Origin of the sequence: Nocardia transvalensis NBRC 15921, from assembly GCF_000308875.1 — a bacterium.
Classification (GTDB): domain Bacteria; phylum Actinomycetota; class Actinomycetes; order Mycobacteriales; family Mycobacteriaceae; genus Nocardia; species Nocardia transvalensis.
In genome coordinates this window covers 1-12,717 of sequence record NZ_BAGL01000080.1, presented here as the reverse complement: position 1 = coordinate 12,717, position 12,717 = coordinate 1, and the positions used below count along the sequence as shown (strand labels likewise).

At 69.9% G+C, this 12,717-nt stretch carries 13 protein-coding genes; 11 read left to right on the top strand and 2 right to left on the bottom strand.

What is annotated here, in order from left to right:
- Positions 1-89: 89 nt before the first annotated feature.
- From ON41_RS27740 to ON41_RS27705, 8 genes are all read left to right on the top strand, one after another.
- Positions 90-611 (top strand): Rv1476 family membrane protein, encoded by a 522-nt coding sequence (locus ON41_RS27740; protein WP_040750817.1) that lies wholly within the window; start codon positions 90-92, stop codon positions 609-611.
- A 322-nt stretch (positions 612-933) separates the two neighbouring features.
- Positions 934-2,337, top strand: coding sequence for an NlpC/P60 family protein (locus ON41_RS27735; RefSeq protein ID WP_040750816.1), 1,404 nt, complete (start codon positions 934-936; stop codon positions 2,335-2,337).
- Positions 2,338-2,600: 263 nt separating this feature from the next.
- Complete coding sequence (locus ON41_RS27730) at positions 2,601-3,785, top strand: AAA family ATPase (protein ID WP_040750815.1); 1,185 nt, start codon at positions 2,601-2,603, stop codon at positions 3,783-3,785.
- Between the two features lie 26 nt (positions 3,786-3,811).
- Positions 3,812-4,792 (top strand): DUF58 domain-containing protein, encoded by a 981-nt coding sequence (locus tag ON41_RS27725; RefSeq protein ID WP_246829618.1) that lies wholly within the window; start codon positions 3,812-3,814, stop codon positions 4,790-4,792.
- Complete coding sequence (locus ON41_RS27720) at positions 4,789-5,793, top strand: VWA domain-containing protein (protein ID WP_040750813.1); 1,005 nt, start codon at positions 4,789-4,791, stop codon at positions 5,791-5,793. Before ON41_RS27725 ends, ON41_RS27720 begins: the two co-directional genes overlap by 4 nt.
- Before the next feature lie 56 nt (positions 5,794-5,849).
- Positions 5,850-6,569, top strand: coding sequence for a 3-oxoacyl-ACP reductase FabG1 (gene fabG1, locus ON41_RS27715; protein WP_040750812.1), 720 nt, complete (start codon positions 5,850-5,852; stop codon positions 6,567-6,569).
- Between the two features lie 76 nt (positions 6,570-6,645).
- Positions 6,646-7,482 carry an NADH-dependent enoyl-ACP reductase InhA gene (gene inhA, locus ON41_RS27710; protein ID WP_040750810.1) on the top strand — a complete coding sequence of 279 codons (837 nt, stop codon included), beginning with the start codon at positions 6,646-6,648 and terminating at the stop codon, positions 7,480-7,482.
- An 11-nt stretch (positions 7,483-7,493) separates the two neighbouring features.
- A complete protein-coding gene (locus tag ON41_RS27705) occupies positions 7,494-8,561 on the top strand; it encodes a ferrochelatase (RefSeq protein WP_040750809.1) in 1,068 nt (355 codons plus the stop codon).
- A 338-nt stretch (positions 8,562-8,899) separates the two neighbouring features.
- Here ON41_RS27705 and ON41_RS27700 read toward each other — a convergent pair whose 3' ends face one another.
- Together ON41_RS27700 and ON41_RS27695 are read right to left on the bottom strand one after the other, a co-directional pair.
- A complete protein-coding gene (locus ON41_RS27700; RefSeq protein WP_040750808.1) occupies positions 8,900-9,739 on the bottom strand; it encodes an alpha/beta fold hydrolase in 840 nt (279 codons plus the stop codon).
- A 280-nt stretch (positions 9,740-10,019) separates the two neighbouring features.
- Positions 10,020-10,763, bottom strand: coding sequence for a S1 family peptidase (locus tag ON41_RS27695; protein ID WP_040750807.1), 744 nt, complete (start codon positions 10,761-10,763; stop codon positions 10,020-10,022).
- 154 nt (positions 10,764-10,917) lie between these two features.
- Between ON41_RS27695 and ON41_RS27690 the strand changes: the two genes are divergently transcribed.
- From ON41_RS27690 to ON41_RS27680, 3 genes are all read left to right on the top strand, one after another.
- Entirely contained in the window at positions 10,918-11,409 is a 492-nt protein-coding gene (locus tag ON41_RS27690; RefSeq protein WP_040750871.1) for a pyridoxamine 5'-phosphate oxidase family protein, read from the top strand.
- Between the two features lie 347 nt (positions 11,410-11,756).
- The gene (locus ON41_RS27685) at positions 11,757-12,176 is read left to right on the top strand and encodes a response regulator (protein WP_051162642.1); all 420 of its coding nucleotides are present in this window, start codon (positions 11,757-11,759) and stop codon (positions 12,174-12,176) included.
- Between the two features lie 40 nt (positions 12,177-12,216).
- Positions 12,217-12,717, top strand: a 501-nt coding sequence (locus ON41_RS27680; RefSeq protein WP_246829617.1) for a HAMP domain-containing protein, incomplete at its 3' end; no start/stop codon positions are given.

Genomic DNA, 12,717 nt, shown 5'->3' with positions numbered 1-12,717 from the left:
GTTCCGGCGTGCCTTCATCAGCAAGCTGATCGCCTGAAGAGTGTTGGATGCCCGCCGCCCCCTGGGCGGCTCGACTGACCGGATGGAAGATGACCGTCTTTGACACCCTCACGCCCAAAGCAGCGCTACCGCCCGATACGGATCTGAACGCGATCCTCAAGGACCTCGCGGACGACCACGTGGCCACGCCGAAGGGGCAGAAGCAGAGCGAGGGCGCGCTGGCGGCGATCGCCGGCGACGCGCGCGAGCAGGGGATCCCGCTCAGCATCGTGGTGGTGCAGGGCAACAAAGGCCGCGAGTCGGACCTGCGCGATCTGGCGACCGCGGTGGGCAAGACGGAACGCGGCACGGTGGCCGTGTTCAGCGACGACATGGTCGGTACCTACAGCGATTCGATCCCCCGGGCGCGCCTGGAGTGGGCCGAGGATCCGGCGAAGGGCAAGGGCGTCGGACACGCCGATACGGCCGCGCAGATCGTCGTCGGCCGCCTCGAGGCGCCGCAGAAGGTGTCGCCGACCGTGGCGACGTCGGTGTTGCTGGCGGCGCTGCTGGTCGTCATCGGCGCGCTGTACTGGGTCAAGGCCCGGCGCGCCGCGCCCGCACCTGCCTGAGACACCCTGTAATCACCCCTACTTTCCGGGCATTCGGTCTGTTTCGGGTGCCCGAATCCGCAGGCCCATCAAGCTATCGCGCAGCTACCTGTAAATTACATCCCTGGCATTCCCCTGCCCTTATTTTTTCTGTGAGAGAAGTGTCGTACGGTTTCGAATGACACGCATGGGGAAGAAGTGTCGTGTGAGGCATGAGCGACCGGTGGTATGCAGGGGTTCTGCTGGTACTCGTGAGGCGATGCCGGTGACCGATCGCCCCGCGCAGTCCCGGTGAGCGTCTCGACTTCCCCGGGAGCCGGATCCGGATCCAGGGAGGTGTGCGGTGCGGGCAAGGCGACAGGGGGCCTCGATCAGAGTCGCTCTGGGATTGCTGGTGTGCGCCGTCGCGCTGGTGGTCTCGAGTCCCGCGGCCGGGGCGGTCCCGCCGCCGCCACCCAATCCGAGCGACGGCGACATCGCCGACGCGGGCGGGCAGGTGGATTCCGGTGTCACACAGGTCAGTACGCTGATCAACGATGTCGCGGCCGCCGAACAGCAGCTGCAGCAGCTCGACACCGAGGTGTCGCGCAAGCGCGAGGCGGTGAACAAGGCGCTCGTCGATCTGCAGGCCGCGCGGGCGGAGGCCGACGCGGCCGCGGCGGCGGTGGAGGCGAGCCGCCGCGAACTCGCCGCCGCCGGCGTGACCGTGGACCAGGCCCGGACCGAATTCGACCGGTTCGCGATCGAGGCCTATACGCAACCCGGCACGGGATCGCTGGTCAACGTGCTCTCCGGCACGGATCCGGCCATCGCGCTCGATCGCGCGCAACTGCTCGGCCTGGCGTCGAAGTCCCGGCAGGATGCGCTGGAGCGATTACGCCGGGCCCAGGTCGAGCAGGCGAACCGGGATTCGGCCGCGCGCCAGGCGAAACAGGTCGCCGACACCGCCGCGGCGGCCGCCGAGCAGAAGAAGAACGAGGCCCAGCGGGCGGTCGCCGCGGCGCAGGCCGCCCAGCGGCAACAGGCCGAGCAGCGCAACGCGCTTCAGCAGCAGCGGGATTCGGCGCAGCGGCGCCTCGACGAGGCCCGCCAGCGGGTCGCGGGACTACAGGGGCAGCGCGACGCGTTCCTGTCCTGGGATCGGCAGCGGGCGGCCGAGCAGGCGGCCGCCCAGGCCGCGGCGGCGGCGCGTGCCGCGGCCGACCAGGCGGCCCACGAGCAGGCCGCGCGCGTGGGCTCGGGCAAGCGCCCGCACACCCAGCTCGACAACGCGCCGCCGCCGCGGGCCTCGATGCCCACGCCGCACCGGCCCTCCGGCAGCCGGTCGGAGCTGGTGGAGACCGTGGTCGACCGGGCGATGTCCCAGCTGGGCGTCACCTACTCCTGGGGCGGCGGCGACGAGAACGGGCCGACCCTGGGCATCCACGACGGCGGCGTCGCCGACAGCTACGGCGATTTCGACAAGGTCGGTTTCGACTGCTCGGGACTGATGATCTACGCGTTCGCCGGGGTCGGCATCGCGCTGCCGCACTACAGCGGCTACCAGTACACGATGGGCACCCGGGTGCCGGTCGACGAGCGCGAACGCGGCGACATGCTGTTCTGGGGATCGAGCGGCAGCGAGCACGTGGCGTTGTACCTGGGCGACGGCACGATGGTGGAGGCGCCCGAATCCGGCGATGTGGTGAAGGTTTCGCCGGTGCGCGAGGGGGGCATCATGCCGTATGCGGTGCGATTGCTCACCTGAGGACTCCCAGTGTCCTCTCAGGCGCGGACGACGCGTTTTGCGTTAGGGTTCACCACGTCGCGTGTGTTGCGCGACAGGCCGCTGGACGAGCGGCGTGTCGGAATCCCCTGGCTGCGTTGGGGGAGGATGTCGAACCTGGAATAGTGGTGGGGAACACGCCGGGTGATGCCGGGCCGGCCGCGGACGCGGTGGCGGGCGCACCGGGGTGACGAACCACAGAGGCAGCGGCGGGCCCCACGGGGCGGTACTAGGCGAAAGCGGGGATGTTTGTGACTTCGACTGATGGTGTGAGCACGGTGAATTCGGCGGCGTCCGGTCCGGACGCGCCGACACCCGCCACCCTCGAGCGCGATGTCCAGACCCTGGAGAAGGCGATCTTCGAAGTCAAACGGGTCATCGTGGGCCAGGACCGCCTGGTGGAACGGTTGCTCGTCGGCGTGCTCGCGCGCGGGCACGTGCTGCTCGAGGGTGTGCCCGGCATCGCCAAGACGCTCGCCGTCGAGACGTTCGCCCGCGTCGTCGGCGGCACCTTCTCGCGCGTGCAGTTCACCCCCGACCTGGTCCCCACCGACCTCGTCGGCACCCGCATCTACCGGCAGGGCCGCGAGGAGTTCGACACCGAGCTGGGCCCGGTCGTCGCCAACTTCGTGCTCGCCGACGAGATCAACCGCGCGCCCGCCAAGGTGCAGTCCGCACTGCTCGAGGTGATGGCCGAGCGGCACGTGTCCATCGGCGGCAAGACCTTCCCGATGCCCGATCCGTTCCTGGTCATGGCCACCCAGAACCCGATCGAGAGCGAGGGCGTGTACCCGCTGCCCGAGGCGCAGCGCGACCGCTTCCTGTTCAAGGTCGTCGTCGACTACCCCTCGGTGGAGGAGGAGCGCGAGATCATCTACCGGATGGGCGTCACCCCGCCGGAGCCGAAGCGGATTCTGGAGCCCACCGAGCTGATCCGCCTCCAGCAGCTGGCGGCCAACACCTTCGTGCACCACGCCCTGGTCGACTACGTGGTCCGGGTCATCTCCGCGACCCGCAAGCCGGCCGACTTCGGCCTCGACGACGTCGCGGGCTGGATCGCCTACGGCGCCTCGCCGCGCGCGAGCCTCGGCATCATCGCCGCCGCGCGCGCCGTCGCGCTCATCCGCGGCCGCGACTACGTGGTGCCGCAGGACGTGGTCGAGGTGGTGCCGGATGTGCTGCGCCACCGCCTGGTGCTGTCCTACGACGCGCTCGCCGACGAGGTCAGCCCCGACGACGTGATCCGCCGCGTGCTGCAGACCGTCGGTCTGCCGCAGGTGGCGCCGCAGGCCAACGCGCCCGCGCCGCAGGGCCAGCCGGGTCCCGCCCCGATGCCCGCGCCGGCGATGGCCGCGCCGCAGCAGGGCGCCCCGCAGCCGCCCGTGCCGAACGGCCAGCAGGCCGCCGGTCAGCAACCGCAGCGTCCGTGAACGGAGGACCGGAACCGGTTGCGCCCGTGACGAATTCACCGAAGATCCCACCGAGCAGAGAGACAGCGGCCCCGCCCTCCTTCCGTTCCGGTCAGCTGAACGACCCGCGGCTGACGGCGGCGCTGAAGACCCTCGAACTGACCGTGCGCCGCCGCCTCGACGGCGTCCTGCACGGAGATCACCTGGGCCTCATCCCGGGTCCGGGCTCCGAGCCCGGCGACGCGCGGCTGTATCAGCCGGGCGACGATGTGCGCCAGATGGATTGGTCGGTGACGGCCCGCACGACCTATCCGCACGTGCGGCAGATGATCGCGGACCGGGAGCTCGAGACCTGGCTCGTGGTCGACCTGTCTGCGAGCCTGGACTTCGGCACCGCGCTGTGCCAGAAGCGGGATCTGGTGGTCGCCGCGGCGGCCGCGATCACGTATCTGACCAGCGGCGGCGGTAACCGCGTCGGCGCGGTCGTCGCCAACGGCGAGCGGCTGTTCCGCATTCCCGCCCGCACCGGGCGCGTGCACGCCCAGGCGATGCTGCGCACCATCGCCACCACACCACACGCGGCCGACGGCGTGCGCGGGGATCTGCGCGGCGCCATCGAGTCGCTGCGCCGGCCGCAGCGCAAACGCGGTCTGGCCGTGGTGATTTCGGACTTCCTCGGCGACATCGACTGGCAACGGTCGCTGCGCGCCATCTCCGGCCGCCACGATCTGCTCGGGGTGGAGGTGCTGGATCCGCTGGATCTGGATCTGCCCGACGTGGGCGACGTGGTGCTGCACGATCCCGAGACCGGTCGCACCCGCGAGTTCACCGTAACCCCCACGCTGCGTGGCGATTTCGCGCGCGCGGCGGAGCGGCACCGCGGTCAGGTCGAACAGGCGCTGCGCAGCTGCGGCGCCCCGGTGATGACCCTGCGCACCGATCGGGATTGGATCGCCGACGTCGTCCGGTTCGTGTCCACCCGGCGCCACACGTTCGGCGCCCCGACCGGACAGGTCCCCCGACAGTGAGTATTTCGCACTTCTCGGCCGCCGGCTGGCTGGCCTTCCTGCTCGTCGTCGCCGCCATCGCCCTGCTCTACGTGGTGGTGCAGCGGCGGCGCAAGCGGCACGTGCTCCGGTTCGCCAATATGGAGGCGCTGGAACAGGTCGCGCCCAAGCGGCCCAGCGGCTGGCGGCACGTGCCCGTGGCCCTCATGCTGGTCGGCCTCGTCCTGCTGACCATCGCCGCGGCCGGTCCGCAGGCGGCGAAGAAGGTCCCGCGCAACCGCGCCACCGTCATGCTGGTGATCGACGTGTCGCTGTCCATGGAGGCGACCGACGTGCCGCCCTCGCGCGTGCAGGTCGCCAAGAAGGCGGCCAGCGACTTCGCCGAAGGTCTCACGCCCGGAATCAATCTCGGGCTGGTGACCTTCGCGGGCACCGCCTCGGTGCAGGTGTCGCCGACCACCAACCGCGAGGCCGTCAAGGCGGCCATCCAGAACATGAAACTGGCCGAGCGCACGGCCACCGGTGAGGGCATCTTCAGCGCCATGCAGGCCGTCGACACCCTCGCCTCGGTCCTCGGCGGCGCCGAGACCCCGCCGCCCGCGCGCATCGTGCTGATGTCCGACGGTAAGCAGACCGTGCCCGATGACAAGGACATCGACAATCCGCGGCACGGCTTCGTCGCCGCCCGGATGGCCAAGCAGAAGGGCATCCCCGTGTCGACGATCTCGTTCGGCACCACCTGGGGGTCGGTGGAGATCCCGGACAAGGACGGCAAGTCCCCGCAGCGCGTGCCGGTGCCGGTGGACGACGATTCGCTGCGCGAGATCGCGAAGATCTCCGGCGGCGACTTCTACACCGCGTCCTCGCTGGAGGAACTGACCGCCGTCTACGACACCCTGGACAAGCAGATCGGGTTCGAGATGCAGATGGGCGACGCCAGCCGTCCGTGGCTGCTGTTGGGACTTCTGATAACCGCCGCGGGTGTCGTGGGTGGTTTGGTCTATCGTCAACGCCTGCCATAGCGGGTACCGCGCAGCCCGAGCACGACAGCTGAACTCGAACAGATAGGTTTACACCCATGTCGAACTTCACATCCCGCTCGGTTCTGGTGACGGGCGGCAACCGCGGCATCGGTCTCGCGGTCGCCCAGCGGCTCGCCGCCGACGGACACAAGGTCGCTGTGACGCATCGCGGTTCCGGGGTGCCGGACGGGCTGCTCGGCGTGAAATGCGATGTGACCGATATCGATTCGATCGACCAGGCGTTCGCCGAGGTGGAGGCGAAGCAGGGTCCGGTCGAGGTGCTGGTGGCCAACGCGGGCATCGTGGACAACACGCTGCTGATGCGGATGAGCGAGGAGCAGTTCACCCGGGTCATCGACGCCAACCTGACCGGCGCGTGGCGCTGCGCCAAGCGGGCCAACCGGGCGATGCTGCGGGCGCGGTTCGGGCGGATGATCTTCCTCGGCTCGGTCGTGGGCACAATGGGCGTCCCGGGCCAGGTCAACTACGCGGCGGCCAAGGCGGGTCTGATCGGTATGGCGCGCGCGATCACCCGCGAGATCGGGTCGCGCAACATCACCGCCAACGTGGTGGCGCCCGGGTTCATCGATACCGATATGACCCGCGACGAGATGACCGAGGAGATGCGCGAGGTCGCCCTGAAGGCGATCCCGGCCGGCCGGATGGGCAATACGGACGACGTCGCCGCCGCGATCAGCTTCCTGGCCTCCGACGACGCCCAGTACATCTCCGGCGCGATCATCCCGGTCGACGGCGGCCTGGGCATGGGCCACTGAGCGTTCCGATCTCGCCGTCCCGGGCCGTGTGCGCGCCGGGACCCATCAGACCCCTGAACAGGAGACCCGACACCCCATGACCGGATTGCTCGAGGGCAAGACCGTCCTCATCACCGGCATCATCACCGACGCCTCGATCGCCTTCCACGCCGCCAAGGTGGCGCAGGAGCAGGGCGCGAAGGTGATCATCACCGGCATCCCGGAGCGGCTGCGGCTGATCGACCGGATCGCCAAGCGGCTGCCGCAGGAGATCCCGGCCGCCATCGGCCTCGACATCACCAGCGAGGACGACCTCGGCGCGCTGGCGGACAAGGTGCGCGAACTGGCCCCCGAGGGCGTCGACGGCGTGCTGCACTCGATCGCCTTCGCACCGCGGACCCTGATGGGCCCCGAGGCCAAGCCGTTCCTGGACGGCCCGGGTCCCGACGCCGCGAAGTCGTTCGAGATCTCGGCCTGGAGCTACGCGTCGCTGGCGCGGGCCGTGCTGCCGGTGATGAACGAGGGCGGCTCGATCGTGGGCATGGACTTCGATCCGCGCACCGCGCTGCCGTACTACAACTGGATGGGCGTCGCCAAGGCCGCGCTGGAGTCGGTGAACCGGTACGTGGCGCGAGAGGTGGGCGAGGCCAAGCGGATTCGCTCCAACCTGATCGCCGCGGGCCCGATCAAGACCCTCGCCGCCAAGGCCATCGCGGGCACCGCCACCGACGACGCCAAGCAGCTGACCATGCTCAACACCTACTGGGACGGCGCGTCCCCGATCGGCTGGGACGTCGACGACCCGACGGTCGTGGCCCGCTCCATCGTCACCCTGCTGTCGGACTGGCTGCCCGGCACCACCGGCTCCATCATCTACGTCGACGGCGGCGCCAGCCACAACACCTGGTTCCCGGACAACTTCGGCACGAACTGAGCCTTCCCGCGATGACCGAGACGGGCACGGACTACGAGGCGTTACTGGTGCTGTCCTTCGGCGGGCCGGAGCGTCCGGAGGACGTGATGCCCTTCCTGGAGAACGTGACCCGGGGGCGCGGTGTGCCCCGGGAACGTCTCGAGGAGGTCGCTCAGCACTATCTGCACTTCGGCGGCGTCTCGCCCATCAACGCGCTCAACCGCGACATCATCGCGGCCGTGGAGGCCGAATTCGCCAGGCGCGGTGTCGAATTGCCGGTGTACTTCGGTAACCGCAACTGGCATCCGATGGTCGAGGAGACGGTCGAGCGGATGCGGGCCGACGGGATCGGGGCGGCCCTGGTGTTCCCGACATCCGCGTGGGGCGGCTACTCCGGCTGCCGGCAGTACGACGAGGACATCGCGCGGGCGCGCGCGGCGGCCGGAGCGGGAGCGCCGGAGCTGGTGAAGCTGCGGCAGTTCTTCGACCACCCGCTGCTCGTCGATGCCTTCGCCGACGCGATTCGCGCTGCGGTGCGGGAGATTCCGGCCGACCGGCGGGACCGCGCCCGGCTGGTCTTCACGGCGCACTCGATTCCGGTGGCGGCCGATGCCGCCGCCGGACCACCGGCCGACGGCGGTGAACTGTACAGCCGCCAGGTCGCCGAGGCCGCCCGATTGTGCGCCGCCGCCACCGGATTCGGCGACTACGACGTGGTCTGGCAGTCCCGCTCCGGCCCGCCCCAGGTCCCGTGGCTGGACCCCGATATCGTCGACCACCTGGAAGCGCTGTCCGCCAAGGGAATCGACGCCGTCGTCGTCTGCCCCGTGGGTTTCGTCTCCGACCACCTCGAGGTCGTCTGGGATCTCGACAACGAGGCCCGCGAGAAGGCCGCCGACCTCGGCATGGCCTTCGCCCGCGCCGCCACCCCGGGCACGGACCCCCGCTTCGCCGAACTGGTAGCCGAATTGGTGGCCGAACACCTCTCGGACACCGCCCCCCGCCGCCTCGGCGAGGTCCCCGGCTACGGCTGCACCACGAACGGAGCCCCCTGCGCCGTCGGCTGCTGCGAACCCACCCGCCGCCCCACCCCAGCCTGACTCACCCCGCGCAAGCCCCTTTATTTCCCGCCCTGCGTGAGTGCCTTTGTTTCCCGCCCCGCGTGAGCGCCTTCGTTTCCCACCTGCGTGAGTGCCTTTGTTTCCCGCCCCGCGTGAGCGCCTTCGTTTCCCACCTGCGTGAGTGCCTTTGTTTCCCGCCCCGCGTGAGCGCCTTCGTTTCCCGCCCCGCGTGAGCGCCTTCGTTTCCCACCCGCGCGAGCCCCCTCGTTTCCCGCCCCGCGCGAGCCCCTTCATTTTCCCGGCACGCTTTTGGCCGGGAACCAGCTACCAGCAGTGAATTCCGGCCAACAGCATGCCGGAAAACGAGCAATCGAGGGTCAGCCGGAGAAGAAGGTGTTGATGACCCCGGCTACTCGCTGAGGCGCGTGTTTGTCGAGGCCGAAGTGGTCGAGGTCGGGGAACAGGTGGCCGGTGCAGCGGGGGATGGTGTATTCGAGTGTGGCGCGGTCGATGTCGGCTTGGGGAGTGTGGTCCTTGCCGCCCTGGAGGAACAGGACCTCGGCGTCGATGTCCTGGTAGCGGGGATAGGTGTTGTCCAGGCGGACGATCTCGCGGTGCTCGCGGAGATTCTCGGCGAGCAGGCCGGTGACGAGCGTGCGCTCGGGTGCCTCCATGAGCATGGGCATGACACGCCGCATGACCCAGCGCGGCGCGCGGCGCGCCGACTCCGGGCCCATCGCCCGCGTGAATTCCACGAACGCGTCGAACGGCTTGTGCTGGGCGAGTTTTCGCTCGTAGACGGGCATCCAGGCGGTCGGCACGGAACCGTCGATCGACAGGCCGGGCTCGTAGACGGCGACCTTGCGGATATCGGGACGCTCGCGCGCGGTCTCCAGCGCCACCAGCCCGCCGTAACTGTGGCCGACGAGAAATCGGGCGCCGGTCTTGTCGCACACGGCGAGCAGGTCCTCGCGCTCCTTGTCGATGCTGTAGTCGTCGCCCTGCGGGCCGCTGCCGTCGCGGCCGCGGCGCTCGATCACGTGCACGGTGAAGTGCAGCCCCAAGGCTCGGGCGAAGTCCAGATATCCTCCGGCAACCGCCAATACGCCGGGGACGACGACCACCGGCGGCCCGGCGCCGACGGTGAGATAGGCGATGGTGGTGCCGTCGGTGGACACGACAGTCGAGTACGGCACGTTCGGATCCGGCGCGGTCATCAGAGTCCCTCATCACTGATCGGTGCTCCGCCGGTCGCGTGCGCCCCGCGTCGTCGCGGCCGGGGTGGATGGGGTCAGCCTACGTGCGAGAGGCAGTGGCCGTGCCGGTTCCGCGACAGTTGACCACATCCCGTTCGCCCGATTCAGCGCCGGCCGGGCAACTACACCTCGTGCTGTCAGGTCGGCGGCATCGAGACGCAAGCACACCGGCAGCAAACTCGTCCGGCACCGCTCGGGGGGAATCCCTTGCCTACCCGAGGATCGGAATCGCGGGCGATTCTCAGAAGTCGAGCGCCGGAACGCGGGCGTAGAGACCGGGGTAACCCGGTTCGGCGCTTCCCTTGCCCCACGACACGATGCCCGCGAGCTTGCCGTCGACGAGCAGCGGGCCGCCGCTGTCGAAATTGGCGGCGTCGGCGTCGGTCGAGCCGGCGCACAGGGCCTCGCCGGGATCGAAATCGGCGCCGTAGGCCGCGCACGCGGCATCGGGGAGGAGGGGAACGTCCGCGGCGCGCAGGTGGCTGTTGGAGTCGTCCTCGTCGGAGGTGACGCCCCATCCGGCCACGGTGGCCGAATCGCCGTGCGGGGCACCGATGTCCACGGTCGGCAGGTCGACGGGATCGGCGAGGGTGAGCACGGCGACGTCGTGGTGGAAGGCGAGCGTATCGCCGAACGTCGAGACCCGGAAGTCCGGATGGATCCGGATGTCCTTGATACCCACGGTGATTCCGCCGGAGTCCCCGGCATCGGTGCGTCCGAAGGTGACCGTCGTCCCGGGCAGCACCTTCGCCAGCGCGCCGCAGTGCGCGGCCGTGACGACGCGATCGGGCGCGACGAGCGATCCGGCGCAGAACTGGCCGCCGGGCCGGGTCGCGTACCAGGGGGTGCCGATGGCGCCCAGCCACGGATAGGCCGACGCCTGGGCCTCGGCGCCGCCCACCACTGCCTGGGCCGGCGCCGCGGCGAGGAATCCGGCGCCCGTGAGCGCGGCGAGGGCCGCGGTGACGCCGCGGGAGATGGGCATGTCGTACCTCCTCGGATGACGGGCGCCCGGACCGGCGGCCGGGCACACCGACGCGAGTCTGCCGCACCGGCCGCCGTACTGGCGAGTCGGCGGGGACGCGGGCGGATACGGCGGAATGCGCCGCGTTCCGGTCCGCGCGGCCTACCGTGGGCGCATGACGACCTGGGCCGAGTTCACGACGGCGGCGCCGCGGATCTCCGCGATCTTCCTCCGGCGTCACGCCGCGACGGGCAATCTCTGCATGCTGGCCACCAATCGCTCGGACGGCTACCCCCGGATCAGCCCGATGGAACCGCGGATCTTCGAGGGCGAACTGGTCGTGGGCGGTATGCCGGGCACGACGAAATTCCTGGACCTGCGCCGCGATCCGCGGTTCTGCCTGCACACGGCCACCGTCGACACGCAGGTGGGCGACGGGGACGCGAAACTGTGGGGCACGGTCCGCCACGTCCCGGACGACCGGCTGCACCAGCGCTACGCCCGGGACCTGTACGACAAGACCGGGTTCGACCTGCGCGGGCGGGTGTTCGACCCGTTCTACGTCGCCGATATCACCGGCGCGTCCGCGGTCGAGGTCGGCGGCGGTCACATGGACGTGACCATCTGGAAGCCCGGCGAGGACGAGCGGGTGGTTCGCAAGCACTGACCCGGTGATTGAAAACTTTTGTCGCACTGAGATTCCCATCACAGCGAAACCGGGCGTCCGGACGACCGCTCCGGGTCCGCGGCGATGGCCGGAGCGGGCGGGAATCCGGGCGGCCCCGCGGTTCGCCCGGATCCCGGTGCGAACCCGGCGACCTGGCTGGATAGGTGTGTGCGGCCCGGCCGCGCCGGGGCCGGGGAGTGCCGTCCCACATACGTACCGGACGGGTTGCCCGGGCGCTGAATCCTAGTGTCAACACACCCGAAAGAGACCGTGCGGTGGGTCCATGACCTGCGTTTATCTTCGGGAAACCGGGTGGTAACCGCCGGTAATCGCCATAGAATTTCCGCATGCCATCCGATACGGCGGAGGACGCCATCCGGCTGCTGGTGGCGGAGGACCATCCGATGGTTGCGGTGGCACTGGATTCCGCCTTCGAACTGGTCGACGACATCCAGGTCGTCGAGCGGACCGGATCGGTCGCCGACACGATCACCGCGACGGCGCGCGCCCGCCCGAACGTCGTCCTGCTCGACCGCCGCCTGCGCGACGGCGACGGCATCGAGGCGATCACCACGCTGTGCGACGTGTCGCCGGGAGTCCGGGTCCTCGTATTCACCGGATACGCCGACCGGGACATGCTCGACCGGGTGGCCAGGGCGGGCGGCGCCGGGCTGATGTTGAAGACGGGCCTGTTCGAGGACCTCCTACAGGTGATCCGGCGGGTCGCCGCCGGTGACGACTATTTCGACGCCGATCTCGGGCATTGACAGATATCGCAGTGAAGGCAGGCCGACGATGGTCCAGGACATGGCGACCGCAGAACGGGTCAGTGGCAACGACGAGCGCCTGCAGCCGCTGCTCAACGGCCTGAAGGCCGTCCGAGACGGCGATTTCGGCCGGTCGCTGCCGCAGGTGGGCGATCCGACGCTGGACGAGATCGCCATCGTGTTCAACGGCATGGTCGACCAGCTGGCGCTGTTCACCACCGAGGTGATCCGGGTGGCCCGCGAGGTGGGCACCGACGGCAAGCTCGGCGGTCAGGCGTCGGTGCCGGGGCTGTCGGGCACGTGGAAGGACCTCACCGCCTCGGTGAACGCCATGGCGGACAACCTCACCGCGCAGGTGCGCGATATCGCCGGCGTCGCCACCGCGGTCGCCAAAGGCGATCTGTCGCAGAAGATCACCGTCGACGTCAAGGGCGAGCTGCTGGAGCTGAAGAACACCATCAACACGATGGTGGATCAGCTGTCGGCCTTCGGCGACGAGGTGACCCGCGTGGCGCGCGAGGTGGGCAGCGAGGGCCGGCTC